At 67.2% G+C, this 26,661-nt stretch carries 23 protein-coding genes and 1 pseudogene; 21 read left to right on the top strand and 3 right to left on the bottom strand.

The genetic code is table 11. From position 1 onward, the window contains the following. The first annotated feature begins 38 nt into the window (after window positions 1-38). A complete protein-coding gene (locus EIO58_RS01705) occupies window positions 39-1,463 on the top strand; it encodes an amidohydrolase family protein (protein WP_127817966.1) in 1,425 nt (474 codons plus the stop codon). Window positions 1,464-1,528: 65 nt separating this feature from the next. On the opposite strand, the gene EIO58_RS01700 is transcribed toward EIO58_RS01705, so the two are convergent. Continuing rightward, a complete protein-coding gene (locus EIO58_RS01700; RefSeq protein WP_127817965.1) occupies window positions 1,529-2,104 on the bottom strand; it encodes a PadR family transcriptional regulator in 576 nt (191 codons plus the stop codon). A gap of 148 nt (window positions 2,105-2,252) precedes the next feature. On the opposite strand from EIO58_RS01700, the gene EIO58_RS01695 reads away from it, so the two are divergent. From EIO58_RS01695 to EIO58_RS01665, 7 genes are read left to right on the top strand one after another with little or no spacing between them, the layout of a single operon-like run. Next, on the top strand, window positions 2,253-3,155 hold the full coding sequence (locus EIO58_RS01695; RefSeq protein ID WP_127817964.1) for a fumarylacetoacetate hydrolase family protein: 903 nt from the start codon (window positions 2,253-2,255) through the stop codon (window positions 3,153-3,155). Window positions 3,156-3,163: 8 nt separating this feature from the next. Then, window positions 3,164-3,976, top strand: a complete 813-nt coding sequence (locus tag EIO58_RS01690) for a 3-keto-5-aminohexanoate cleavage protein (protein WP_127817963.1) — start codon at window positions 3,164-3,166, stop codon at window positions 3,974-3,976. Window positions 3,977-4,014: 38 nt separating this feature from the next. Next, window positions 4,015-4,893: a VOC family protein gene (locus tag EIO58_RS01685; RefSeq protein WP_127817962.1), complete on the top strand. Its 879-nt coding sequence runs from the start codon at window positions 4,015-4,017 to the stop codon at window positions 4,891-4,893. Continuing rightward, window positions 4,890-6,452 carry a bifunctional 3-(3-hydroxy-phenyl)propionate/3-hydroxycinnamic acid hydroxylase MhpA gene (gene mhpA / locus EIO58_RS01680; RefSeq protein WP_164861474.1) on the top strand — a complete coding sequence of 521 codons (1,563 nt, stop codon included), beginning with the start codon at window positions 4,890-4,892 and terminating at the stop codon, window positions 6,450-6,452. The genes EIO58_RS01685 and mhpA overlap by 4 nt, the downstream gene beginning before the upstream one ends. 36 nt (window positions 6,453-6,488) lie before the next feature. Then, the gene (locus EIO58_RS01675; RefSeq protein ID WP_164861473.1) at window positions 6,489-8,054 is read left to right on the top strand and encodes an ATP-binding cassette domain-containing protein; all 1,566 of its coding nucleotides are present in this window, start codon (window positions 6,489-6,491) and stop codon (window positions 8,052-8,054) included. Beyond that, window positions 8,051-9,055: an ABC transporter permease gene (locus tag EIO58_RS01670; protein WP_127817959.1), complete on the top strand. Its 1,005-nt coding sequence runs from the start codon at window positions 8,051-8,053 to the stop codon at window positions 9,053-9,055. The genes EIO58_RS01675 and EIO58_RS01670 overlap by 4 nt, the downstream gene beginning before the upstream one ends. 54 nt (window positions 9,056-9,109) lie before the next feature. Then, window positions 9,110-10,264: a sugar ABC transporter substrate-binding protein gene (locus EIO58_RS01665; RefSeq protein ID WP_127817958.1), complete on the top strand. Its 1,155-nt coding sequence runs from the start codon at window positions 9,110-9,112 to the stop codon at window positions 10,262-10,264. Between the two features lie 719 nt (window positions 10,265-10,983). On the opposite strand, the gene EIO58_RS01660 is transcribed toward EIO58_RS01665, so the two are convergent. Beyond that, the gene (locus tag EIO58_RS01660) at window positions 10,984-12,012 is read right to left on the bottom strand and encodes a zinc-dependent alcohol dehydrogenase (RefSeq protein ID WP_127817957.1); all 1,029 of its coding nucleotides are present in this window, start codon (window positions 12,010-12,012) and stop codon (window positions 10,984-10,986) included. Between the two features lie 137 nt (window positions 12,013-12,149). On the opposite strand from EIO58_RS01660, the gene EIO58_RS01655 reads away from it, so the two are divergent. The 8 genes from EIO58_RS01655 (at window position 12,150) to EIO58_RS01620 (ending at window position 20,939) form a co-directional block, all read left to right on the top strand. Next, window positions 12,150-13,181 carry a LacI family DNA-binding transcriptional regulator gene (locus EIO58_RS01655; RefSeq protein ID WP_127817956.1) on the top strand — a complete coding sequence of 344 codons (1,032 nt, stop codon included), beginning with the start codon at window positions 12,150-12,152 and terminating at the stop codon, window positions 13,179-13,181. Window positions 13,182-13,374: 193 nt separating this feature from the next. Next, on the top strand, window positions 13,375-14,172 hold the full coding sequence (locus tag EIO58_RS01650) for a TIM barrel protein (protein ID WP_127817955.1): 798 nt from the start codon (window positions 13,375-13,377) through the stop codon (window positions 14,170-14,172). A gap of 149 nt (window positions 14,173-14,321) precedes the next feature. After that, window positions 14,322-15,332, top strand: coding sequence for a substrate-binding domain-containing protein (locus EIO58_RS01645; RefSeq protein WP_164861472.1), 1,011 nt, complete (start codon window positions 14,322-14,324; stop codon window positions 15,330-15,332). A gap of 69 nt (window positions 15,333-15,401) precedes the next feature. After that, complete coding sequence (locus tag EIO58_RS01640) at window positions 15,402-16,931, top strand: sugar ABC transporter ATP-binding protein (protein WP_127817953.1); 1,530 nt, start codon at window positions 15,402-15,404, stop codon at window positions 16,929-16,931. Continuing rightward, window positions 16,928-17,965 (top strand): ABC transporter permease, encoded by a 1,038-nt coding sequence (locus tag EIO58_RS01635; RefSeq protein WP_127817952.1) that lies wholly within the window; start codon window positions 16,928-16,930, stop codon window positions 17,963-17,965. Before EIO58_RS01640 ends, EIO58_RS01635 begins: the two co-directional genes overlap by 4 nt. A 101-nt stretch (window positions 17,966-18,066) precedes the next feature. Further along, window positions 18,067-19,077, top strand: coding sequence for an alcohol dehydrogenase catalytic domain-containing protein (locus EIO58_RS01630; RefSeq protein WP_127817951.1), 1,011 nt, complete (start codon window positions 18,067-18,069; stop codon window positions 19,075-19,077). 33 nt (window positions 19,078-19,110) lie between these two features. Then, entirely contained in the window at window positions 19,111-19,974 is an 864-nt protein-coding gene (locus EIO58_RS01625; protein WP_127817950.1) for a sugar phosphate isomerase/epimerase family protein, read from the top strand. Next, window positions 19,971-20,939 carry a hypothetical protein gene (locus EIO58_RS01620; RefSeq protein WP_127817949.1) on the top strand — a complete coding sequence of 323 codons (969 nt, stop codon included), beginning with the start codon at window positions 19,971-19,973 and terminating at the stop codon, window positions 20,937-20,939. Before EIO58_RS01625 ends, EIO58_RS01620 begins: the two co-directional genes overlap by 4 nt. A gap of 127 nt (window positions 20,940-21,066) precedes the next feature. On the opposite strand, the gene EIO58_RS01615 is transcribed toward EIO58_RS01620, so the two are convergent. Beyond that, window positions 21,067-21,828 carry a GntR family transcriptional regulator gene (locus EIO58_RS01615; RefSeq protein WP_127817977.1) on the bottom strand — a complete coding sequence of 254 codons (762 nt, stop codon included), beginning with the start codon at window positions 21,826-21,828 and terminating at the stop codon, window positions 21,067-21,069. Between the two features lie 149 nt (window positions 21,829-21,977). On the opposite strand from EIO58_RS01615, the gene iolC reads away from it, so the two are divergent. From iolC to EIO58_RS01590, 5 genes and pseudogenes are all read left to right on the top strand, one after another. Continuing rightward, complete coding sequence (gene iolC / locus EIO58_RS01610; RefSeq protein ID WP_127817948.1) at window positions 21,978-22,937, top strand: 5-dehydro-2-deoxygluconokinase; 960 nt, start codon at window positions 21,978-21,980, stop codon at window positions 22,935-22,937. Further along, a complete protein-coding gene (locus tag EIO58_RS01605; protein ID WP_205789088.1) occupies window positions 22,937-23,830 on the top strand; it encodes a class I fructose-bisphosphate aldolase in 894 nt (297 codons plus the stop codon). Before iolC ends, EIO58_RS01605 begins: the two co-directional genes overlap by 1 nt. Before the next feature lie 17 nt (window positions 23,831-23,847). Further along, complete coding sequence (locus EIO58_RS01600) at window positions 23,848-25,401, top strand: CoA-acylating methylmalonate-semialdehyde dehydrogenase (RefSeq protein ID WP_240658520.1); 1,554 nt, start codon at window positions 23,848-23,850, stop codon at window positions 25,399-25,401. 74 nt (window positions 25,402-25,475) lie between these two features. After that, window positions 25,476-26,399, top strand: a complete 924-nt coding sequence (iolB, locus tag EIO58_RS01595; RefSeq protein WP_127817947.1) for a 5-deoxy-glucuronate isomerase — start codon at window positions 25,476-25,478, stop codon at window positions 26,397-26,399. Next, window positions 26,399-26,661: pseudogene (locus EIO58_RS01590) on the top strand (thiamine pyrophosphate-binding protein); the annotation flags it as partial. The gene iolB and the pseudogene EIO58_RS01590, both read left to right, overlap by 1 nt.

Raw genomic sequence — 26,661 nt, 5'->3', positions numbered from 1 at the left:
ACGAATCCGGCGGGCTGCCGGGTAAGGAGTCACACACCATGACGGAGCGCACGCTCATCAAGAATGGCTGGATCGTCTCGATGGACCCGACCATCGGCGACCTGCGGCGCGGATCACTGCTCATCGAAGGTGAGCGCATCGTCCAGATCGCGGCGTCGATCGACGCGCCGGAGGGATGCGAGGTCATCGACGCGGAGGGGATGATCGTGCATCCCGGATTCGTGGACACGCACAAGCACCTCTGGCAGACGGCGTTGCGCGGGGTCGTCGCGGACCGCACCCTCGTCGGCTACTTCAGTGACGTCCGCCGCGACTACCTCAGCCGCTATCGGCCGGAGGACGTGTACCTGGGCACGCTCGTCGGCGCCTTGGAGCTCATCGACGGTGGGACGACCTCCGTGCTGGATCACAGCCACGGCGTGGTGACGCCCGATCACTCGGTCGCTCTCGTGGAGGCAGAGCTGAACTCCGGCATCCGCGGCGTCTGGGCGTACGGCTACTGCCCGGTCGAGGTGGAGGGCCTGCAGGCGTTCGCGTCTCACGCCGATCGGGTCAAGGACGCGTTCCGGATCAAGGAGCGCTACTTCAACTCGTCGGACTCGAGTCTGCTTCGCATGGGCGTCGCAATCACGGAGCAAAATTTGCTGCCGCTGGACCTTACGGTCAATGAGGTGCAGTCGGCGCTGGACATGGATGCCGTGTGGACCTCGCACACGCACTGTGGTCCGGGGAACGCGCCCATCACACGCGGCTTCCACACGCTCGTCGGCAAGGGTCTCGTGGACCACCGCGCGGTGCTGTCGCATTGCAACGAGTTCCGCGTCGATGATTTCGACGTCGTGCGCGACCTGGGTGCCCACTTCGCCAGCTCGCCCGACTCCGAGATCGCTCTTGGCATCGCCCAGCCCACGCCGTACCGCGACGCCCTCCTCGCGGGGGTGCAGCCCTCGCTCGGTACGGACTGCGTTACCTGCATGTCCGGCGACATGTACGCCAACATGAGGATGGCGCTGACGTTCTCGCGTCACCAGATCAATGACGGCCCGGGGAGCAACTACGAGACGATCGTCGATCAGCCAGTGAGCACGCGCGACGTGTTCCGTTGGGCGACGCTCGAGGGCGCACGCGCGATCGGCCTGGAGAGCGAGATCGGCACACTCGCGCCGGGCAAACTCGCCGACATCGTTCTCGTCAACGCACGGTCGCTCAACCTCGCGCCCGTGCTCGACCCGGTGGCGGATCTCGTGCTACACGCGCACGCCGGCAATGTCGACACTGTGATCGTGAACGGCAAGGTGCGAAAGCGCGCCGGCAAGCTCACCGACACCCAGATCGGCGACCTGCTCGGACGGCTCGACGACTCCCGCGACTACCTGCTGTCCGTCGCAGGTGAGATGGACGACGCAGCGAACCTGACCCACGAGGCGGAGGAATGGTCAGAGCGGCTCACGAGCCTCTCCTGATCGCCCCTCCCCTTCGCACTCGCGGAGGTGCGCCGACCCCCCGGTCGGCGCACCTCCTTCGCGTGTCAGAGCTCGTCGAGGCGGGCGAGGCTCTCCTTCGCCCACGCGATCTCCCCTTCGGCGCGGCGCAGGTCGCCCCCGTAGGCGATGTCCCGCAGGAACAGGCTGAGCTCCCGGCCCTGCGCGTCCTTCAACGCCAGACGCTGCTCGACGCGCGGATGCTCGCGGTTGAGGATGCGGTCGCGCATGCCGATGAGCTGCGCCCGACGGCGGGTGAAGTGGTCGAGATGCGTCTCGAGATGCGCGCGGATCGACTCGACGCCGTTGCCGTCGGCGAAGATCAGCTGCAGGCGCTCCGCGTCGCGGTTCGGTCGATACTGCGGCGTCTTCTCGGTCCATGCCTGTAACTGCCGGGCGCCCTCTTCGGTCAGCGAGTAGACGCGCTTCTCGAGGCGTTCGCCGACGGTCGTCGCCGTTCCCTCGATGAGGCCGGCCGTTTCGAGGTTGCGCAGTTCGGGATAGATCTGGCTGTGCGATGCAGCCCAGAACCAACCGAGGTCGCCGTCCATCTGCTGGACGAGGTCGTAACCCGACCCGGGTCCGGAGCTGAGATAACCGAGTATCGCGTACCTGAGCGCCATGGGTTCACCCTAATCGCAAACCTGACATGTCAAAGGTGTCCCATCAATCTGAACTACGTGTTGCACCGGACATGTAAAAGTTGACATGTTCTATTTAACATCATACGGTGTCCAGGCATACATCGTCGAAGAAGACCGGGAGACAGCCATGAAGCTCGCCAGCTACGAACTCGGCGACCGGCGCAGCGTCGGCATTGTCCTTGGCGACCGGATCATCGACGTCCGATCCCTCGACGCGAGCGCCCCCTCGGTGATGCGCGAACTCGTCGCCTGGCCTACCGAGCGCCTGCAAGGCCTCGAGCAGGCGGCGACGCAGGTGGACGTTGACACGTCGGCCCCACTCGCCGAGGTCACCCTGCTCCCGGTGGTGCCCGACCCGCATGCCATCTGGTGCGCCGCGCTGAGCTACCTGAGCCACGTCCAGGAGGGCGGCGACCGACCCGTCCCCGACTTCCCAGTCTTCTTCCTGCGCTTGCCCGACAGCCAGGTCGGCCACGGTCAGCGGATGCTGGTCCCCGCCGTCTCCGAGCAACTCGACTACGAGGGAGAGCTGGCCGTCATCATCGGCCGCGGCGGTCGCCACATCGCCCCCGAGGACGCACGACAGCACATCGCCGGATACGCCTGCTACAACGAGGGATCCGTGCGCGACTGGCAGCGGCACACGAGCCAGATCACGCCCGGGAAGAACTTCGCCGACTCCGGTGCATTCGGCCCCTGGCTCGTGACCGCCGACGAGTTCGGCGACCCCTACGAGCACACCATGATCACGCGGCTCAACGGCGAGGTGATGCAGTCCGCGCGGATCTCGGAGCTGCTGTTCCGCATCGAGGACATGGTCAGCTACCTCTCCACCATCCACCGCCTGGAGCCCGGCGACGTCATTGTCACCGGCACCAGCGGCGGCGTCGGCATCCGCCGCGACCCGGTCGTGTTCCTTCGGCCAGGCGATGTCGTCGAGGTAGAGATCGACGGTATCGGAACGCTCCGCAACCCCGTCGCCGCCGAAGAGGCTCCGCACGCCCGTCGACCCGTCCCCCGATCCGCCTGAGGAGCCCCATGAGCGCCGTCATCACCGTAGCGACCACCGGTCCCATCGCGAGCAAAGCGGACAACCCCGCGCTGCCGACCACCCCGGAGGAGATCGCCGACGCCGTCGGCGCCGCGTACGACGCAGGGGCCGCCGTCGCGCACATCCACGTCCGGGACGAGCAGCAGCGACCCACCGCCGACCTCGGCATCGCGCGCAAGGTGATGGACCTCATCCAAGACCGCTGCCCCATCCTCATCCAACTCTCCACCGGGGTGGGCCTCGAGGTCCCCTTCGAAGAGCGCGAGCGACTCGTCGACCTGCGCCCGACGATGGCGACGCTGAACCCGTGCTCGATGAGCTTCGGCCGCGGCGAGTTCCGCAACCCGCCGCGAGACGTGCGACGCCTCGCGGCGAAGATGAAGGACCTCGGGATCAAGCCCGAGCTCGAGATCTACGACTCCGGACACCTCGACGAGTGCCTGCGCCTGAGGGACGAGGGCCTCCTGGACGGCGACCTGCAGTTCAGCATCGTGCTCGGCGTGCAGGGCGGGATGGCGGCCACCGCGGAGAACCTCTTCACGATGGTGCGCCGCCTTCCCGAGGGCGCCATCTGGCAGGTGATCGCGATCGGTCGCACCAACCTGTCGCTGACAGCGGTGGGGCTCGCCCTCGGTGGGAACGCCCGCACGGGGATGGAGGACACCCTCTACCTGCGCAAGGGCGAGTTGGCACCGGGGAATCTGCCCCTCGTAGAGCGGACTGTCGCACTAGCCAGGTCGCTCGACCTCTCCATCGCCACCGTCGACGACGCGCGCACGGCGCTCCGTCTGGACCGATAAATCCCGTTCTCCCCTTCTCGTCTGTCAGGAGCACACCGATGACCACAATGACCCACCACCTCGTCCGCGCCGGATTCCGCGTGCCCGACCTTGCGGCATCCGTCGCCCACGCGAGCGAACTGCTCGGCCTCGACGTGCGGGAGCAGACCGCCGATCAGGTCCGCCTCGCTCTGCCCGGTCAGGAGCCCTGCCTCATCCTGCGCACGCACGGTTCGGCGTCCTTCGACTTCATGGCGCTGCACACCACCGCGGGCAACCTCGCGGAGATTCGTCGCCGCCTCGACGCCTATGGCGTGGCCTACAGCGACGGGTTCGAGCTCGAGGTACCGACGATCCGCTTCCACGCTCCGAACGGCGTGGCCGTAGAGGTGGGCGTCGGCGATCCGCACGTCCGCAACGAGTCGCCGCGCGAGGGTGGACCCGTCATTGGAGCCCTTGACCACCTGAGCTTCGCTGCTCGCGACCAGGAGGCGTTCAAGAACTTCTTCATCGACGTCCTCGACTTTCGATTGACCGACAGCGTCCTGGGCGAGCGCCACTGGCTGCGCTGCAATGAGAACCACCACACTGTCGCCGTTTTCAACGGCGAGGACGGGCTGCATCACTACGCGTTCGAGACCTCCGACATCAACGGTCTCGGTGCGCTCGGCGACCTTCTTGCCGCTCGCGGCCAGAATTTCATGTGGGGTCCGGGCCGGCACGCGCTCGGGATGAACATCTTCACCTACCACCTCGATCCGGCCGGCTCGATCCTCGAGGTCTGCTCCAACATGCTGCAGATCGGCGAAGAGGAGGAATGGGAGGCGGAGGTCTGGACAAACGGACTGAAGTCCGCCGTCCTGTGGGGACCGCTTCCCCCCACGGGGTTCCGCGAGGTGTTCATCCCGCCGCTACAGGAGAGCGAGATCGCGCGGTGAGCGATATCTCCGGCCCGGTGTACGACGTCATCATCATCGGCGCAGGACCGGTCGGCAGCGCTGCTGCCGTCATCGCCGACCGGCAGGGTTTGCGGACGCTCCTCGTCGACGCCTCGACTGAGGTGTATCCGCTTCCGCGCGCGATCCACTTCGACGCGGACATCATGCGCATCTTCCAGTTCGCCGGGCTCTCCGATGAGATCGAACCGCTCGCGCGCGCAACCTCGGGCGGGCTGCACCTCGGCGCCGACGGAGAACCGATCCGCGACTTCCGTGTCACGGCAGTGGACGGCGACCTTGGTTGGAAGCCGCACTACATGTTCTACCAGCCCGAGGTCGACGCGCTCCTACGGCGGCGGGCGGCCGAAGCGCCGCACGTGAGCGCGTTGCTGGGCTGGCGGTGCGAGTCGGTGACGCAGGACGGAGACGTTGCCACGGTCGAACTGCGCGGGCAGGACGGGGCGACGCTGCGCGAGCAGGGTCGGTACGTCATCGCGGCGGACGGTGCGTCCAGCGGCATCCGCAAGCAGCTGGGCATCGCCCTCACCGACTACGGATTCGAGGAGCCGTGGTTCATCATCGACGGTGCCGTTCAGGACGAGGACCAGGGCCCCGACTACTCGATCATGTACTGCGATCCCGCCCGCCCCGGCACGTACGTGCCCGGGCCGCGGCGGCACCGCCGGTGGGAGTTCATGCTGCTGCCCGGCGAGAACGGCCAGCAATACACCACCGCCGAGGGTGCCTGGTCGATCATTAGCGGCGTCACCCCGTGGCTGCGACGAGACGAAATCGATATCGAGCGCGTCGCCATCTACGAGTTCCACGCGCTCGTCGCCGAGCGGTGGAGGGAGGGATGCGTCTTCCTCGCGGGAGACGCGGCGCATCAGACACCGCCGTTCTACGGCCAGGGCATGTGCCACGGCATCCGTGACGTGCGCAACCTGCTTTGGAAGCTCGCCGCGGTGCTCCGCGAGGGCGAGCCGGAGGGTCTTCTGGACACCTATCAGAGCGAACGGGAACCGCACGTCCGGGCGATCATCGACCAGTCCGTCGCGAACGGACGGTACATCTGCGTGCTGGATCCGGAGCTCGCGCGGGTGCGCGACGAAGAGATGCGGGCGCGGATGGCGGAGCCGCAGCCTCAGCCTCAGCAGGTCCGAACCTTCCGCGACACGATCCCCGGTCTCGTCGCGGGGGTTCTCGAGCCCGACCGCTCCGCGGCGAGCGGTCTGCTCTTCCCGCAGCCATGGGTCAACACGAGCGACGGTGCCCGCGTGCGCCTCGACGAGGTGCTCGGCCGTGACTGGACGCTGATCGGCAGCCCTGCGGCGTCCGCTCCCGCTGACCCGGCGGGGGCATCGGTGCTGATCGTGGGCCGGGACATCGAGGACCGCGACGGCGTCCTGGGCGAATGGTTCGCGACTTTCGGGTGCGACACCGCGCTCCTGCGTCCCGATCGCTACGTGTTCGGAACCTCGGACAAGGACGGCGCCGACGCGCTACTCGCCGCCGCTGCGGCGACCCGCCGACGAGACCCTGCGGAGATCGCCGGCTAACACCCCGGTCCCTGCCCAATGACACGAGGAAGTGTGATGAGCAAAGACAGCGAAAGCCCCGAGGCGGCAGCCGGCACTCCCCGGCTGCAAGTCACCGGGCTGTCCAAGACTTTCGCTGGGGTGACAGTGCTGCACGACGCGCGGCTGCGGGTGCAGCCCGGCGAGGTGCACGCGCTCGTCGGGCAGAACGGTTCGGGCAAGTCGACGCTGATCAAGCTGATCAGCGGCGTGTACTCGGCCGACCCCGGCGGCGACGTCTACGTCGACGGCACGCGCATCGGGACCCCGGTGCGCACGGGTCGGCTGCACGATGAGGGTCTGGCGTTCGTGCACCAGGACCTGGGGCTCGTGCTCGACCTCACGGTCCGGGAAAACGTCCGGGTGGGGCGTCACGCGGTCAACCGCTACACGCGGTGGATCGATCGCGGACGCGACGCGGCAGCCGTCCGCGAGTCGCTCGAGTTCCTCGGACTCGGACACATCTCGCCAGAGGCGAAGGTCGGGACGCTCCGGCCCAGCGACCGTGTGGGCGTCGCGGTCGCGCGGGCACTGCAGGGCCGGCGCCCGGGCGCCGGCGTCGTGGTGTTCGATGAGTCATCCCGTGGCATCCCTCAGGAATCCCTCGCCGACTTCTACGGTCTCATTCGGCTTCTGTCTGCACAGGGCACGGCGGTGATCCTCGTAAGCCACAACCTGCGCGAAGTGCTGCACATCGCCGACCGGGTGACCGCGCTGCGCAACGGCCGGATCGTAGAGACGGGGGTGCCGGTGGCAGATCTCGACGAGTCCGGGCTCACACGCCTCGTCCTCGGCCGAGACGGCGATCTCGACGACCTCGTCGCACAGATGCCAAGCGCAGCGAGCCCCGGCGGGCTGCGCGTCGAGAACCTCTCCGGCGGCCGCGTCCGCGACGTCTCGCTCGACGTGCGCCGCGGGGAGGTGGTGGGAGTCACGGGCTCCGTCGACTCGGGCCTCGCCGCTCTGGCGCCGCTGCTAGCCGGCCGCGCCGGTGGGCGGGGATCGCTCGCGATCGACGATCGCAGATCGGACATGAGCAATTGGAACCTGCTCGCCGCGCTCGCGGCCGGACTCAGCTACATCCCGCAGGATCGCCACGGCGAAGGTTTGGCTACCGCACTGACCGCCCAGGAGAATGTGACGCTGCCCCACCTCGCCCGCCGCGGGAAGCGCTGGTGGATCGGAACAGGATGGCAGAAGTCCGAGACCGACGGTGTGATGGCGCGGTTCGCTGTACACCCGGCAGACCGCAACGCTCCCGTCGCGACGTTCTCAGGCGGTAACCAGCAGAAGCTGCTCATGGGAAAATGGCTGCTCGATCCGCCGGCCGTCCTGGTCCTCGACGACCCCACGCAGGCGGTGGATGTCGGCGCGAGGATCGCCGTCCTGCGCGCCGCGCGCCAAGCCGCCGTCGACGGCAGCGCAGTCCTCTTGTGCAGCCACGAGGTGGACGACCTCGCCGCCGTGTGCGACCGCGTCCTCATCCTCGACCGCGGGGTGGTCGTGCGGGAACTGACGAGACCCTTCACCGCCGACACCGTCTTCGCCGAGATCTTCCCCGACAGTGAAAGAGCCCTCTCATGACCGCGACCGCCCCTCGCACCCAGACCACCCCGGTCGCTCCACAGGCCTCGCCCGCGCGGCGGTTCCTCGTGCAGCTCCTGTCTCGCTACAGCCTGGTCATCCTCTGGGTCCTAATGCTTCTCGCGATCACCGCGATGGCGCCCGAGATCGCCCCCGTCTCGATCCTGCGAACCGTACTCAGCCAGATCACCCCCGTCATCCTGCTGGGCCTCGGCGTCGTCATCGCGATGGCGGTTGGCGAGTTCGACCTCTCCTTCGCGGGCATCTTCGGCATCTCCGCAATCGCACTGCCGTCCCTGGCCGTGCTGTACGGATGGCCGGTGTGGGCGGCGGCGCTCGGATCGATTGCCATCGCGCTGCTGCTCGGCCTCATCAACGCGATCCTGGTGGTGGTCGTCGGGATCAACTCGGTCGTGGTCACCCTCGGCGTGTCCAGTATTGCGGGAGGTCTCGCCTTCCTGATCTCGAACGAGACAACGGTGAGCGGACTTGACCTCTCCCTCGCCGCCATATCTAATGGCAGGTTGCTCGGGCTGCCGCTGCTGTTCTGGTACGGGCTCGTGCTCGTCGCGATCGTGACCTACGTGATGGCCGCGACGCCCGTCGGGCGACACATGGTGTTCGTCGGCTCCAACCGGCAGGTTGCGGCGCTCGCTGGCGTCGCGGTCAGCCGCATCCGCATCGGCGCCTACCTCGTGAGCGCGCTGCTGTCGGGTCTCGCCGGCGTCCTGATCGCCATCGGCAACGGCGGATTCAACCCCGGATCCGCCACCGCGTACCTGATGCCCACCTTCGCAGCCGTGTTCCTCGGGACCGTGGCGGTCGTGCCGGGGCGGTTCAACCCGGTCGGCATGATGATCGCCGCCTACTTCCTCATCAGCGGAGTCTTCGGCCTCCAGCTCCTCGGTCTCACCGGCTGGGTCACCGAGGTGTTCTACGGCACGGCTCTGATCCTCGCCGTCACGATCTCCCACCTCGTGCAACGACGCGTACGCACCTAGCACCGCCGGATCCCCGGCTCGGCCCGAAACACAACACACTCACGGAGGCACACCATGAAAAGAACAGGACGAACCGTCCTCATCGCCACGGCCGTCGCCGGCGCGCTCGCCCTCGCCGGCTGCACCGGTGACGCAGGCACGGACAGCGGCGACGGCGCCGTGCAGGAACTCAACCCGCAGGCACAGGCCGCAGCCGACATCGTCGCGACGGTCAGCGAACCCGTCAACGAGTTCACGGCGCCCGGCCCCGCGTTCGACGCCGCCGCCGCGGCGGGCGGCACCGTTTACTACATCCCGGCCACCCTGCAAGTGCCCGTCCTCAGCGCACTCGGCGACTCGGTCACGGCGGCGCTGGAAGCGGCGGACGTGAAGGTCCAGGTGTGCGATGCCAAGGCCAACCCGGCGGACGCCGGCAGCTGCATCGCCCAGGCGATCGCCGCGGATGCCACGGGAGTCATCACGGTCGGCATGCCCTACGAGTTCGCCCCGGCGGCGTACGACTCGCTCGAGTCCGCGGGCATCCCGCTCGTCTACGCGCTGACGACGGCATCCGGTGACGGCGACCCGCTCCAGGTGGCCTACGTCTCCCCTGGCAGCGTGGATCTGCTCTCCTGGGCGGCGAACTGGGTTATCGCCGACTCGAACGCGAGCGCGAACGTCCTCGCCATCAAGGTCACGGACACGCCGGCGACGATCGGCTGGGCGGATGCCGGCATGCTCGGCACCTACGCGGAGAAGTGCCCCGACTGCACGGTCGAGACGATCGAGATCAACACCGGTCAGTACGACCGACTGCCGAGTCTCGTGAGCTCCGCTCTCACCGCGAACCCGAGCATCGCCTACGTGCACATGCAGTTCGACTCCGGTCTGCCCTCGGTTGCCCAGGGGATCCAGGCGTCCGGTCGAGACGACATCAAGGTCGTCAGCGGCGACGGCTACCTCTCCACCCTGCAGGACATCGAAGCGGGCCGAAACGTCACGGCGGATGCGTCGGCCAACTACGGCGCTCTCGCCTGGTACATCGCGGATGCGTCGCTGCGGATGGCGACGGGACAGCCGGCCGTACAAGACCTCGACTTCCCCTTCCGCCGTCTTTTCACGACCGAGAATGTGGGCGACCTCGACCTGACGGTCGAGGGGGAGGCCTCCGGCAGCTGGTTCGGCGACGCGGATTATCAGGGCGGATTCCTCGAGCTCTGGGGTCTCTAAGGCGACACCTTATTCCACTAGGTGCCCTACGTATTGGGCGCCGTGGTATACGCGCCAATTAGACATATCGAGCTGCGCTGAGCGGTGGTCGCCGTGGACATTTCATCGTTGAGTTCGCCCTCCTCACCGTTGCGATGCGGACAACTCTGAGCGGTCCCTACATGAGGTGTAGGTTCCACGTGAAAGTGTCGGATTCCAGATCGAGATGTCGGCTTGTCGGATCCGACACGTCGCGTGGAACGATCGCGGGGCTACGCACCCACTCCGCGCGGCAACTTCGGAGCAGATGCCGTGGGCGCGCTGCCCGCAGATGTGCGGTCAGCGCTGCGGGTTCTCCGTATTATGAGGGCGTGGAGCAAGCGGCGGTGCGCGAGCTGTCGCTTGTGCAACAGTGACTGAATACGGCCTGCCCGTACTTCACGATGTTCCCGCTGTCGTTCCCGCTCGATGTTCCTCGAGGTGCTCGCTGAGGCGAGTGGATCACCCCGGTACGCGCCGCTCCGGGGCGGGAACGAGGTGGCGGCGTCGGCGATGGCTGCGGCGGTGGTGTTCACGGGCACGAGGCTCACCCACTCGGCAGCCCTCGCACTGCTGGATCCGCACGCACCTGCCCGGCAGGTCACTCATGTGATGCGAGACCTGGGCCGAAGCTCACACGACGTCGGCACCTTGCACGGCAGTGAGTCGAAGGCAGGCGACGACCCCGCCGCGCTTCAGCGTTAGTGGTGGTGGGTGGTGATCAGGATGTGGGTCTTGGGTCCGCGCTGCGGGCCTTGCTTTGCTGCCGCGTCGAACGCGGATGTCGCCTCGTCAAGGTCGACCTCGGTCCCCACGATCAGCTCGAGTCGGCGACAGTTCTCTTGGGAGAGAAGTTGGATGGTCTCGCGGAAGCAAGGCGAGCCGCTGAGGAGCCCGACGACGTGCAGATCTCGGGTGACGATGTCCCGAACATCGAGATTGCTGGTCTCGCCGGAAATGCCCAGCAGGGCGAGGGTTCCGCCGTCGCGCAGCTTGCGTGCAGCCCGTTCGGGGACCGACGCGTCGGGAGAGGCTGCGATCGCGCTGTCAAAGCTATCGGAGTTCGGCAGTTCTTCCTCTGTGCATGTATGTGTGGCACCCAACTTGCGTGCCAACTCGAAGGCTCGAGGCGACCTGGCGGCCGCGGTTACCTCCAGCCCCTTGACCGCCGCGAACAGTACCGCGCTCAACCCGAGGGCGCCTGTTCCCCAAACGAGGAGCCTGTCACCGGGCACGGCCGGGAGCGCGTTCACCGCCCGGAGGGCGAGGGATGCGGGCTCGACGAGTGCGCCGAGCGTGTCGCTCAACCTTCCGGGAAGGGAGTGCAGTGCCGTCACCGGGACGGCGAGTTCTTCGGCGAGGGCGCCCGGGCGCCCGCCAAGGACGCCAATTTCGGTGCGGCGCGGGCACAGGTGCTGCCTGCCCTGCTTGCACGTACCACATTCGCGGCAGCCCAGCATGGTGTCGCCAGTGACTCTTCGGCCGATCCACGACGGGTCGACGTCGGCCCCGATCCGGGCAACGGTTCCGCACCATTCGTGGCCGATCCGCAAGGGGTAGCTGGCACCCCCGCTCGCTAGATATGGCTGTGTTCCACGCAAGAACTCAGCGTCTGTTCCGCAGATGCCGACGCGGGCAACACGAACGACCACCTCGTCGGGCCGTGCCTCTGGCGGCTCGACATCGGCGATCGCCGCGTCTCCTGGACCGTTGATGACGAATGCCTTCATCCCGATCGCCTCTCCCTTGCCGACGTCGCTGAGCCGGGCTGTTGGCAGACCGGGCACTCTAGTATCCGCTCAGCCAACGCGGCGATTGTAATGACAAATCATGAGAACATTACGACGTGGAGGCGGAGGATGTGACAGTGGCCGGACGTGCGAGGAGCAGCGCGGCGGATGGTCGTCGTCGGCCGACGATGCAGGACATCGCCGACCGCCTCGGCATGTCCCGGCAGTTGGTCTCCATCGTGCTGAGAGACGTCGAGGGTGCCAGCGAGGAATCTCGCCAACGCGTTCTCGCGACAGCTCGGGAGATGGGCTACTACCCGGACGACTCCGCGCGCCTGTTGCGTCGCCGGCGGAGCGGCCAGTTGGGTGTGCTGTTCACGATGCGCCAGCCTTTCGAGGTCGACCTCGTCGATGCGCTGTACCGGGCGTCCGGGAGACTCGGATACCGGCTGGTTCTGAGCACAGTCGGCTTGGGGCGTTCCCAGGAGACGGCGCTGGATGAACTCATGCGTCAGCGGATCGAAGCGCTGATCGTGCTCACTTTGGAGGAGGCGGACGGGAGGTTGTCTACGCTTCCCGCTGATATCCCGGCGGTATTGCTCGGTGGCCCGCGGGCGGCTGGCGATCATGATCGGATTCTCGTGGAGAACGAAGAGGGGATCGCTCAGGCCGTCAAGCACCTCGCGGGCCTCGGTCACCACCGCATCTCGTACATCGGTCCGTCCGAGGGCCCGAACGCGGCTGAGCGGAAGAACGGATACGGGGACGCGATGCGTCGGCTCACGCTCGCGGAGTTCACCGACGTCGTCTCGAGCGACTACAGCGAAGAGGGCGGATACGCTGCCGCGCAGTCGATCCTCCGACGACCCTCGCAGCCCACGGCGCTCGTGTGCGTGAATGACCGCTGCGCCTTCGGTGTCATGGAGACCCTCCTCCGCGAGGGCGTCCGAATTCCCCATGACATGTCGATCGTCGGGTTCGACGACAGCACGCTGGCGAAGCTGCCCTTTTTCGATCTGACGACGGTGAAGCCGGATCCCGAGGCGATGGCCGAGCTCGCGATCGAAGCTGTGCATAGGCGTCTCGCCGATCCGCAGCGTGAACTCGTGCAGCGGAAGGTTCCGTCCTCATTGGTCGTTCGCGGCAGCACCGCCGCCCCGCCCAGGTAGACGTGGCTGGGTTCGGTCACGAATCTGCATCGGTGTACTGAATACTGGCACGTGCTAGCTCCTTCTGCTAATGTCTGGACATAACGAGAAAGTCCTGCCAGTGGATGCTGGCGGAACGCAGCCTCAACGCACGTGTCAACGACGACTCCAGTCATCGGTTCGGCACGATGTGTCCGACACCGAGGAGCAGTGAATGGGAAGTCCGTTCACCCTGGCCGCCAACGCGGAGATGCTGTTCCGCGACCTTCCCTTCGTGGAGCGCGTGGCACAGATCAAGGAGGCCGGATTCCAGGTCGAGATCTGGGATTGGACGACCAAGGACATCAGCGCCCTGGCGGGGAGCGGCGCGACGTTCTCGTCGATGACCGGCTACATCACCGGTGATTTGGTCGATCCCGACGGCGCCGACGCCCTGATCGAATCCGCGGGCCGGTCGCTACAGGTTGCCGCTGAGCTCGACTGCCCGCGGTTGAACATTCACGGCACCGGCCTGGATGACAAGGGGCTCCCCGTCTCGCCACGCTGGATCACCTCGGGCGCCGACTGGCTGCACGCGGTCGACACGCTGCGCCGGCTGGCGGCACTCGGTGAAGAAGCTGGACGTGTGTTCACGATCGAGAACCTGAATACGCGCGTCGATCACCCCGGCACCCCGTTCGCGCGTTCGGAGGACACCGTGCGGCTCGTGCAGGCCGTAGATAGCCCTGGGTTGCGACTGAACTTCGACCTGTACCACGCGCAGATCGACGAGGGAAACCTTATCGAGCGCACCCGTACCGTATTGCCGTGGGTCGGCGAGATCCAGGTCGCCGACGTCCCTGGACGGTTTGAGCCGGGCACCGGGGAGATCAACTACACCAACATCGCTCGCGCCCTCGACGACGCCGGGTACACCGGGGTCGTCGCGCTCGAGGCCTGGGCGTCCGGTGACTCTGGCGCGGCACTGCAACAGTTCCGAGAGACGTTCACCTTCAGTACCCGAACCGAGTAAGGACCGACCCCCACAAGGGCGTCAGGCCGCGCTCCCAACACCGCGAAGCCACGCGAAGCCATGGCGACGTACACAAGAGAACACGAGAAAATCGCCGCGGAACGGATGCAGGGATGCACCAGTCGACGGCATACACATCGGAGGCACCAATGAAGATGATTCGATCGATCGCGACCGCTGCGGCCACGATCGCCGTCGCGGCGCTCGCCCTGACCGGATGCTCCGGCAACCAGGGCGGGGGCACCGGCGGCGCTACGGGCGGTGATGGCGGCGACGGCCTGACCATCGGGTTCATCGCCATGCACCTGGACAGCTACTTCTCGTCCGTGCAGACCGGCGTCGAGGCCGCCGTCCAGGAGGCCGGCGGAACGGTCATCCCGGTGAGCGTCGACGACGACGCCGGCAAGGAGGCGCAGGCCTTCCAGGATCTGATCTCGCGCCAGGTGGACGTCATCGCCGTCTCGGCGATGGACTCGGAGGGCACGGTCGCCGGCATCCGCTCGGCCGTCGAGGCCGGCATCCCGGTGGTCTGCTACAACGCCTGCGTGACCCCGGAGGCGCAGGAGGAGCTGGTCTCAGCATTCGTCCAGTCCGACAACAAGTCGCTGGGGACCTTCACCGGCGAGTTCGCAGCGGAGTACATCTCGACGAACCTCGGCAACACGGCCACCATCGGCATCCTGAACTGTGACATCTTCGAGGTCTGCAAGCAGCGCAAGGCCGGCTTCCTCGAGGCGCTCGACGCCGCGGGCGTGGACTACGACGTCGTGGCAGACCAGACCGAGTACGAGGCGGACAAGACCACCGCCACGGCCGAGGCGATCCTGACGGCGAACCCGGAGATCAACGTGTTCTGGAGCGCCACCGATGGCGGCGGCACCGGTGCCATCAGCGCCATCAGCGGCGGCGGCCTCACGGGCAAGGTGTTCGTGTTCTCCACGGACATGTCCCTCGCGCTCGGCGACGAGCTCGAAGATGGCAGCATCCTGCAGGCAACGACCGGCCAGGACGGCATGAGCCAGGGCGCGGCGATCGTCGAGGCTGCGCAGAACGCCGTCGCCGGCGAGCAGCTCGACCCGTACGAGGCGTTCATCCCCGGCGTGCTGTTCTCCGCCGAGGACCTCGACGCGGTCCGCGAATGGATGGACGCCAACAAGTAACGCCAGGACCACGAGTCGGGGACCGGAGAGGCCCCCGGCCCCCGACTCGTGGCATCAGCAAGGAGAATCATGTCCAGCGAAGCAGAAGCAGCGTCCCCACCCGCCGTGGAAGTCCGCGGTGTGACCGTCGAGTTCCCAGGAGTGCGCGCCCTCGACAACGCGTCGATCTCGATCGCATCCGGCGAGGTGCGGGCACTGATGGGCCGCAACGGCGCAGGCAAGAGCACGATGGTCCGTGTCCTCAGCGGCATCCAGCAGCCCACCGACGGCGAGGTGGCCGTTGCCGGGGTCACGATGAAGCTGGACACCCCGACCACGGCGATGAACGCCGGGATTGCCACGGTCCACCAAGAGCTCACCATCATTCCCGGGCTCTCGATAGCCGAGAACGTGACACTCGGAAACTGGCCGACCCGGGCCGGTGGGCAGATCGACCGGCGCAAGCAGCGCGAGGTCGCCAACGAGGCGCTGGCGATGCTGGGGGAGAAGATGGACGTCGCCGCCCCCGCGGGATCCCTGAGCCTGGCCCGCCAGCAGCTGGTCGAAATCGCCCGCTCGGTCATCCACCGCCCGAAAGTGCTCATCCTCGACGAGCCGACCAGCTCTCTCCCGGCCCATGAGGTGGAGAAGCTCCTCGACCTCGTCCGGCGCCTCTCCACCCAGGGAATGTCGGTCATCTACGTCTCTCACCGCATGGATGAAATCGCCCGCGTCGCACACTCCGTGACTGTCGTGCGCGACGGCCGTGTGATCGACACCCTTCCGATCGCGCAGGCTCCGGTCCGGAAGGTGGCCGAGCTGATGGTGGGATCGGACACCGACTTCGGGGAGTCCCGGCCGACTGACGGTCCGGGCCCCGACGCCCCCGTCGCCCTGCGCGTCGTCGACATCACCGACAGCAACCTCCTCAAAGGCATCAGCTTCGATGTGAAGGCAGGCGAGGTGCTCGGCATCGCCGGCCTGCTCGGCTCGGGTCGCACAGAGCTCCTGCGCGGTATCGCCGGCGCCGGCGACCGCGTCACCGGCAAGGTCGAGGTCTTCGGCAAGCGCGCCAGACGGCGCACGACCAGCGAAATGATCAAGAGCGGTGTCACCCTGGTCCCCGAAGACCGCAAAGCCGAGGGGCTGGTGCTGGGCCTGTCCGTCGGCGAGAACCTGTGGATGTCCAGCCACGAGAAGATCGCACCCACCGGGGTCATATCCCGCAAGGCCGCCAGCGAGATGGCCGAGGCGTCCAAGCGCTCGATGGACATCAAGGTCCACGACTTCAAGGTCGAGGCTGGGACGCTCAGCGGCGGCAACCAGCAGAAGGTCGTGCTCGGCCGGTGTGTGAGCGCCGGCGCGCGGGTGCTGCTGCTGGACGAGCCCACACGCGGCGTGGACGTCCACGCGAAGGCGCAGATCTACGACCTGATCCGCCAGCTCAGCCACGAGGGCAACGCGGTTGTCGTGGTCTCCTCCGAGTACGAGGAGCTTCTCCTCGTCTGCCACCGCATCCTCGTGATGACCAACGGTGCGATCACCGACGAGTTCGATACCAGCGCCATCGAGATGAGCGACCTCATGGCACGCGTGATGAGAACGGAACCAACAGCATGAGCAACACACCCAGCATGAGCAACACCCCGATGACGGGCACCTTCGAATCCGGGCCGCCCACATCGCCCACACGGCGCTTCGACCGCGGTGATCTCCGGCGCCGGCTGATCCAGGACAGCGGACTGCTGATTGCGCTGATCGTCGCGGTGATCGTCTTCAGCCTGACCGCACCGAACTTCGCCACCGAACAGAACATTCTGAACGTGCTGCGGCAGGCATCGTTCGCCGGCATCATCGCGATGGGCATGACCCTTGTGATCGTCTCCGCGGAGATCGACATCTCCGTCGGCGCCAACGTCGCGCTGAGCTCGGCAGTGCTCGGGGTGCTCTACGCCAACGTCGGTCTTCCGATGTGGCTGGTCCTCATCCTCGTCGTCCTCATGGGCTTGGCGATCGGCATGTTCGCCGGCTTCCTCCGCGCGAAGTGGAACCTGCCATCTTTCATCGCGACCCTGGCGCTCTTCCTCGGATTGCGGGGTTTGGCGGAGGTGATCAGTCAGCAGCGCACCATCCCGGTGAGCGACCCGCTGATGACCTTCCTCAACAGCAACCCGCTGGGTCTGCCGCTGCCCACGTGGCTGCTGATCATCACCTTCCTCGCCGCCTGGTTCGTCACCACCCGCACCTCGTTCGGGCGCACTGTCTACGCGGTGGGCGGCAATGCGTCCGCTGCCCGCCTGGCAGGTCTCAAGGTGGACCGCACGCGGATCGCGGTGTTCGCCATCACCGGCACCCTGGCCGCGATCGTCGGCATCCTCTTCACCGCCCGTATCTCCAGCTCCACCGCCGTCATCGGCAACGGACTCGAGTTCGAGGTGATCGCCGCGGTCATCATCGGCGGCACATCCCTGATGGGCGGCCGCGGATCGGTCGTCGGCACCCTGCTCGGGGTCCTGTTCGTCACCGTGCTCGGCAACGCCCTCGTCCTCTACGGCGTGAGCTCTCCGGCCCAGAACATCGTGCGCGGCGCGATCGTCGTCATCGCGGTGCTGCTCACCAACGTGCAGACGGGACTGATCAGGCAGAAGAACTAGCCCCGCACACCAGCAACCGGCATCGAACAGACGGCCCCGTGGACGCCTCCCTGGCGTCCATGGGTGCCGCGTCATCCCTCAGTAGATCGAAGGAACACCCCATGAAGGCAGCAGTATTCGAGAACGTCGGCGTCCTCACCGTCACCGACACCGCCGAGCCCCAGCTCGAGAGCAGCCACGACGTCAAGCTGAAGCCGCTCGCGTGCGGTATCTGCGGCACCGACCTGCACATCCTCCACGACCCGCCCACACATCCCGCGACGATCGGCGCGATCCTCGGCCACGAGTTCGTCGCCGAGGTGCTCGAGACCGGGTCGCAGGTGACCAATGTGAAGCCCGGGGACCGGGTCGCGGTCCGCCCGATCGTGACCTGTGGCGCATGCAAGTACTGCCTCGAAGGCGCCCCCAACCACTGCCAGAACTCGAAGGTGCACGGCGTCTTCGACAACGGTGGCCTCGCCGAGGTCGCGGTCATGCCCGACACCGCCTGCATCCCGATCAGCAAGGATGTTCCGCTGGAGATCGCCGCTCTCACCGAGCCGCTGGCCTGCGTGTACGCGGCGGTGAAGAAGATCGCCCTCACTCCGGGCGAAAACGTCGTCGTCCTCGGCGCCGGCGCGATCGGCCTGCTGTACGTCGCGCTGCTGAAGGCCGCCGGCGCGGGGCAGGTCATCGTCGTCGAGCCGTCGCAGTGGCGCGGCGACGTCGCGGTCCAGATGGGTGCGACGCACCGCATCGACCCGACCCAGGTGAACACGGCCATCGAGATCTCCACGCTGCTGCCCGGTGGCGCAGACGTCGTCGTCGACGCGGTCGGATCCCAGCTTCCAGTCGCACTGGACATCGCAGGACGTCAGGCCCGGATCATCCTGTTCGGCATCAACACGAACGCCGAAGCACCGATCAAGCAGCACCTCATCACCGAGAAGGAGCTTCGACTGATCGGCAGCTTCGTGGGCCAGCAGAGCTTCCCCGACGCGATCCGTCTCATCGAGTCCGGCATCATCGACTTCTCGCCGATCGCCTCCCACGTGTACAGCCTCGAGGACCTGCCCGGAAAGCTCGACGAGATCCGCGGCGGCACCGTCATCAAGGCCATCGTCACCATCTGACCCGGCCAGCACGAGTCCCAGAGGAGAGCGAATATGCAGCGGGACCGGATCGCAGCACAGCCTGTGTCGTGGGGGATCAACTACCTTCCTGGGTGGGGCCGGATGCTGGACGCCGGGCGCATCATCCGGGAGGTGCGCAAGCTCGGACTGACCGCGATGGAGTACCAGCCCGGGCTGTTCCCCGAGGATGCGGCGGCAGCGCGCGCGTACTTCGAGGGGGCGGGTCTTCGCCCCGCCGCCGGGTGGGTGCCCGTCAACCTCGCGCAGCGTGATCGCACCGTCGAGCTCGCTCGTTTCCGTGACGCCGTGCGGTTCCTCGCCGACCTGGGCGCCCCGATCAGCACGATCGGGGCAGCCGGGCCGACGGGCGACTTCGAGTCCGGCGTGCGACTCACGGAGCAGCAATGGGGGTACCTGGAGGCGGGGCTCGACGAGATCACCGACATCGCCGGTGAAGCCGGGGTGACAGTGGCCCTGCACCCGCACGTCGGCACCGCTGTCGAGAACGAGCAGGACATCCAGCGCGTGCTGGCCAACACCACGGTCGGGTTCTGCTACGACGCCGGGCATATCGCCGCCGCCGGTGCCGACCCCGTGCATGTCGCCCGGCTTATCGCCGACCGGACCGTGCACGTGCACCTGAAGGACATCGACTACCGGGTCGCCGAGCGACTCATCGACGGGACCATCGGATGGGCCGAGGCAGTCGGTGAAGGCGTGTTCACGCCCCTGGGCCGCGGCGACCTCGACCTGACCGCGATCCTTGCCGCGTACCGGTCGTACGACGGCACCGTGGTCATCGAGCAGGACATCCGTCTCCTCGAGGAGGGGACGGGACCGCGACAGGACCCCTTCGAGAACATGTCCACCAGCATCGCCTTCCTGGAAGCGCAATGACGACGCCGATCGTGGACCTTGACCGGCTGGAGATCGCCGGCGTCGAGTACGTCCCCGCCGATCCGCCGGGTCCGTTTCCCGCCACGGACGGGTGGATGCACTCCGGATGCGCTCTGCTGGAAGACGACACGGTCGTCGTCGCGCACCCGCAGGGCCGGCGTCTGCTGTTCTTCGACTCTCGCGGAACCGTGAGAACGATCGACGTTCCGGTGCTGGAGATGCACACCATCGTCCGGGAGGACGGTGCTGACGGCGAGACGCTCTGGCTGGTGAACAACGGTCACCGTTTCGAACCGGACCACCCCGACTACGCCCACCACCGCGAACGAGGATCCGTGGTACGGGTCGATCTCGACGGGCAGGTGGTGCAAGAACTGTCCTGCCCCGACATCGCCGCATACGCATCGACGCATTGGCAGCCGACGTCCATCTGCCGGGCAGCCGAAGGGTCGCTGTGGGTCGCAGACGGCTACGAGACCAGCCTTGTGCACCAGTATGTCGACGGCACCTACCGGCGCACCGTCGACGGCAGCGAGACCGGCACCCGCTTCGACACCCCTCATGGTCTGGCCGCGCGCAATGACCAGGTGCTGGTCGCCGACCGCACCAATCGGCGCATCGTGGTGCTCGAGGACGGTGTCGCCTCCGCGGTTTTGGATGCCCCGCTCACGAGCCCGTCGAGCCTGCTGGTCCTAGGTGATTGGTTGCTTGTCACGGAACTGTTCGGCGGTCTCGCGATCTTCGAGGGCGACCGGTACGTCGGGCACTACGCACGCTCACGGCAGAGCCCCACTCGGGATGCATGGCCCAACGATCGGGACGAGCGAGGCGGCATGAAGCGGCCTCGGCTGGACGGCGCCCTGCACAGCCCGCACGGTCTTGCGGGGGACTCCCAGCGCCTCGTGGTCACTGAGTGGCTGATCGGCGGCCGCGTCGACCAGTTCCGGGCTAGCCGTGCGGACTAAGACGGGCCTCCACCGGCCGGCGCTCCGCGCGCCCGCGAACAGCCTTGCCCGCGGGAAGTGCATCGGGTACGCGGCTGGTCGTTTTCTCGACCGGATGCACACCGCCCGCGCGGGCAGCGCGGTCTCGTCAACGCGCGACCAGGGTCGTCTCGAAGCTGTACAGGTCGGGCCGGTAGATGTGCACCCCGTACTCGATCGCCCGTCCGGAGTTGTCGAACGCGACTCGCTCCATCTGCAGCACCGGACCGTTGCGGTCGATGTCGAGGAGCCGCCCCTCGTCGTCATGCGCGCGCCGTGCGCCGATCTTCTGATTGGCAACCCGAATCGTCGTGCCTCGGCTGCGCAGCAGCTGATACAGGCCGCGCTCCTCCAACTGCTCCCGAGTGATGTCCGCGAGGTCGGCAGGCAGGTAGTTCTCCAAGATGGCCATCGGAGTCCCGTCGGAGGTGCGCCGGCGCCGGATGTGGAGAACGTCGGCGCCAGCGGGAACGCCCAGTCGAGCTGCCGCCGTGTCCGTCGCCGGAATCACCTCGTGAGTCAGCACCGTCGTGCCGGGGGCATGCTTCGAGCTCTGCAGATCTTCGAAGAGGCTTGTCAGCTCCACCGGCCGGGTCACCTGACCCTGCACGACCTGCGTGCCGATGCCGCGGCGGCGCACCAGCAAGCCACGGTCAACGAGTTCCTGGATGGCACGGCGCACGGTCGGCCGGGAGAGCCCCAGCCGCTGGCTGATCGCGATCTCGTTCTCAAGGCGCGCGCCGGCGGGGATCGCCCCGGAGTGAATGGCCTCGATGAGCCGACTGGAGATCTGGAAGTACAGCGGAATCGGCCCCGTCCTGTCCAGGTCGTGGAACAACTCCTCCGGCCAGACGCCCGTCGTCTCCGTCAATGTCTCCACGTCAACTCCTCCGAATGTATCGACAATATTACTTGGAAGAGGGCTTTGTCAACAATCTCCCGGATGTGCCTGTTCCCAGACGCTTGTGCTATTGTTAGGACATTCGGTGTAACTAAGATGAGAGAGTTGTACAGCGGAGTATGACCGAGAACCCTCCTTCCCCCGACGTCCTGGCCTTCGGCCGGCTCGGCGTCGATATCTACCCGCTCCAATCGGGAGTCGGGCTCCAGGACGTGCAGACGTTCGGCAAGTTCCTGGGCGGCAGCGCCGCGAACGTCAGTGTCGCCGCGGCCCGCTACGGTCACCGGGCGGCCCTCATCGCCGGCGTCGGCGACGACCCCTTCGGTCGCTACCTGCTCGCCGAGCTCGATCGCCTCGGTGTCGACAACCGCTACGTGCGGGTGGACGAAACGCTGAGGACGCCGGTCACGTTCTGCGAGATCTTCCCCCCGGACGACTTCCCGCTTTACTTCTACCGGGAACCCAAAGCGCCTGATCTCAACGTCGCACACACCGACCTCGACATGGATGCGATCCGGTCCGCCCGCATCTTCTGGTTCACGGCGACCGGACTCAGCCAGGAGCCCAGTCGGGCCGCACACCACGCCGCGCTGCAGGCGCGCCACAGCGGGCACACGATCTTCGACCTCGACTACCGGCCGATGTTCTGGCCCGACCCGGCCGAGGCGAGCGTCGAAGTGTCGCGGGTTCTCGAGTACGCGACCATCGCGGTCGGCAATCGCGAGGAGTGCGAGGTCGCCGTCGGCGAGACTGATCCCGATCGTGCCGCCGACGCGCTGCTCGATCGCGGCGTGCAGCTTGCGATCGTGAAGCAGGGGCCTAAGGGAGTTCTCGCCAAGACTCGGGGTGAGTCCGTCGTCGTGCCGCCTTACTGGGTCGATGTCGTCAACGGCCTGGGCGCCGGTGACGCATTCGGCGGCGCTCTGTGCCACGGGCTGCTCTCGGCGTGGGGTCTCGAGCGCATCCTGAGGTTCGCGAATGTCGCTGGTGCCCTTGTCGCGTCGCGGCTGGAGTGCTCGACGGCGATGCCGACCACGGAAGAGGTCGAATCCATCTTGGAGACGGGAGCCTCCCGATGATGCAGTTCCTCACCGCCGACGACTTCGCAAGCCTTCGCGAGATCCGCGCCGCCCGGCCCCAGTCGATCACCACGGCCTTGACAGCGCGTCGTCGCCGCGAGGTCCTTCGCGGCGACGGCCGGCTCTTCATCGTGGCCGCCGATCACCCCGCCCGCGGCGCACTCGCGGTCGGCAAGAACCCGACCGCGATGGCCGACCGCTATGAGCTGCTCGACCGGCTCGCGACCGCGCTCAGCCGTCCAGGAGTCGACGGGGTGCTCGGGACCCCCGACATCATCGACGATCTCGCCGCCCTCGGCCTGCTCGACGACAAGATCATCGTCGGATCGATGAACCGCGGTGGTCTGCGCGGCGCGAGCTTTGAGATGGATGACCGCATGACCGCCTACGATGTCCCGACGATGGTCGCCGCAGGGATCGACTTCGCCAAAACTCTGGTGCGTGTCGATCTCGCCGATCCTGGCACCGTCTCGACGCTCAAAGCGATGGCGGACGCCGTGACGCAGGCATCGGCTGTGAAACTGCCCATCATGCTCGAGCCTTTCCTGAGCAACCGGGTTGACGGTCGCGTGGTCAACGACCTATCGACGGATGCCGTGATCTTGTCGATCGCGATCGCCTCGGGCCTGGGCGCATCCAGCGCGAACACGTGGATGAAGCTGCCGGTCGTCGACGATATGGAACGCGTCATGGCCGCGACCACGATGCCCACGCTGCTTCTCGGTGGGGACTCCGGCGTCGACCCCGACGAGACGTTCGCCGCCTGGGAAGACGCGCTGTCCCTACCCGGCGTGCGCGGTCTCACCGTCGGCCGCACGCTGCTCTACCCGCCCGACGACGACGTCGCAGCCGCCGTTGACATCGCGGCCGGACTCGTCCACACCGATCTCTGACCCAACGGAGGAAACACATGAGCACCATCGAGACCGCCTCGGCAACCGAGGCCACCGCGGACGCCATGCGCACCATTCCGCACTGGATCGACGGCGCGCCCCGTCCGTCCACCTCGGGCCGCACCGCTCCCGTCTACAACCCCGCCACCGGCGCCGTGCAGGCAGAAGTCGCGCTGGCCGACCAGGCCGAGATCGACGAAGCGATCGCCTCAGCTCAGCGGGGCTACGAGACCTGGAAGGGCTACTCGATCGCCAAGCGGCAGACCGTCCTGTTCGCGTTCCGCGAGCTGCTGAACTCCCGCAAGCGGGAGCTCGCCGAGATCGTTACAGCGGAGCACGGCAAGGTGCTCTCCGACGCAATGGGCGAAATCCTCCGCGGCCAGGAGGTCGTCGAGTTGGCGACCGGGTTCCCCCACCTGATCAAGGGCGCGTTCAGCGAGAACGCGTCGACCGGCATCGACGTCTATTCACTCAAGCAGCCCCTTGGCGTCGTCGGCGTCATTTCGCCGTTCAACTTCCCGGTGATGGTGCCGCTGTGGTTCGTGCCGATCGCGATCGCGGCCGGCAACGCGGTCGTCCTGAAGCCCTCCGAGAAGGACCCCTCGGCGGCACTGTGGCTCGCCCAGATCTGGAAGGAAGCAGGCCTGCCGGACGGCGTGTTCACGGTGCTGCAGGGCGACAAGCTCGCCGTCGACGGCCTGCTCACCTCGCCGGTCGTTCAGGCCATCAGCTTCGTCGGATCGACCCCGATCGCGCAGTACATCTACGAGACCGCCTCGCAGCACGGCAAGCGCGTCCAGGCGCTCGGCGGCGCCAAGAACCACATGCTGGTCCTCCCCGACGCGGACCTCGACCTCGTCGCCGACCAGGCCGTCAACGCCGGCTACGGCGCTGCGGGCGAGCGCTGCATGGCCATCTCGGTCGTGCTCGCGGTCGAGCCCGTCGCCGACGACCTGATCGCGAAGATCCAGGACCGTATCGGCAAGCTCAAGATCGGCAACGGCGCCGGAGTGGACGGTGTCGAGCCCGACATGGGCCCGCTCATCACCGACATCCACCGCGCCAAGGTCTCGTCGTACGTCGACATCGCCGAGCAGGACGGTGCGAAGATCGTCGTCGACGGCCGCAACTTCCAGGTCGACGGGCACGAGGACGGCTTCTTCTTCGGCCCCACGCTCATCGACGACATCCCCACGAGCAGCCGCGCGTACCGGGAGGAGATCTTCGGACCGGTGCTATCGGTCGTGCGCGTGGATTCCTACGACGAGGGCCTGGACCTGATCAACTCGGGCGAGTTCGGCAACGGCACGGCGATCTTCACCAACGACGGGGGAGCGGCCCGCCGGTTCCAGAACGAGGTGCAGGTCGGCATGATCGGCATCAACGTGCCCATCCCCGTGCCCGTCGCCTATCACTCCTTCGGCGGGTGGAAGAAGTCGCTGTTCGGCGATGCCAAGGCCTACGGCGTGCACGGGTTCGACTTCTTTACCCGCGAGAAGGCGATCACCAGCCGCTGGCTCGACCCTGCCACGCACGGCGGCATCAACCTCGGGTTCCCGCAGAATAACTGATTGACACAGAGACCGGGGTGCCGCGGAGTTCCGATCTTGGCCGCGGCGCCCCTCCCTCACGACGAGAGCAGGATATGAGCACTTCGGACCAGCGTTGGTTCCACCGCCGCGGCGAGCTCGCCCGGGACGGCTGGGAGAGCGTCGTCGACGAGAACACTCCGGGCTGGGCGCACACCGGCATCCAGGTCGCCGAACTGAAGGGCACCGACTCGCTAACGCTCGCGCCCACCGGGGTCGAACGGATCATCGTGCCGTTGTCGGGCTCGTTCACCGTCGCCCGCTTCGAGGGCGCCGAGACAACGACAACGCGTCTGAAGGGGCGTGCTTCGGTGTTCGACGGCCCGACGGACGTGCTCTACCTCTCGTCCGCCGCGAGCGCCGTGCTGAACGGTGTCGGGCGCGTCGCGATCGCGACGTCGCCGACCGATGCGGTCAAGCCGTCCGTGTACATCCCGGCGTCCGACATCCCGGTCGAGCTGCGGGGCGCGGGCCGTTCGAGCCGCCAGGTGCACAACTTCGGAACCCCGCAGGCGCTGGATGCGGCACGGCTGATCGTGTGCGAGGTGATCACGCCGGCCGAGAACTGGTCGTCGTACCCGCCGCACAAGCATGACGAGCACGTGGCCGGCCACGAGTCGCGGCTGGAGGAGATCTACTACTTCGAGTCGGCGCCGGTGTCGGGATCGGATGCTGCGGCCGAGGCCTCGTTCGGGATGTTCAGCACGTACTCGTCGCCGGCGGGCGAGATCGACATCAACGCGATGGTGCGCACCGGCGACATCGCCCTCGTTCCCTTCGGCTACCACGGCCCCGCGGTCGCGGCCCCGGGGTACGACCTGTACTACCTGAACGTGATGGCCGGGCCGGATCCCGAGCGGGAGTGGCTGATCAGCGACGATCCCGCGCACGCGTGGGTGCGCGACACCTGGACCGGGCAGAGCTTCGACGAGCGGCTGCCGTACACGAACGACACGGACGACAAGGAAGGCGACCGCTGATGGGCGCGACGAGACGGATGACGGTCAGCCAGGCGCTCGTGGAGTTCCTGGCGCATCAGTGGACCGTGGACGGCGACCTCCGTGAGCGGACGGTCCCGGGAATGTTCGGCATCTTCGGCCACGGCAACGTGGCCGGCATCGGTCAGGCGCTCAAGCAGTTCAACGCCGAGCAGCCGGACCTGATGCCGTATCACCAGGCGCGCAACGAGCAAGCAATGGTGCACCAGGCGGTCGGCTACGCGCGCATGCACCGCCGTCGCGG

This window comes from Microbacterium sp. CPCC 204701, assembly GCF_004010105.1.
Taxonomy (GTDB): Bacteria; Actinomycetota; Actinomycetes; order Actinomycetales; family Microbacteriaceae; genus Microbacterium.
This window is presented reverse-complemented; position numbering and strand designations above follow the sequence as displayed.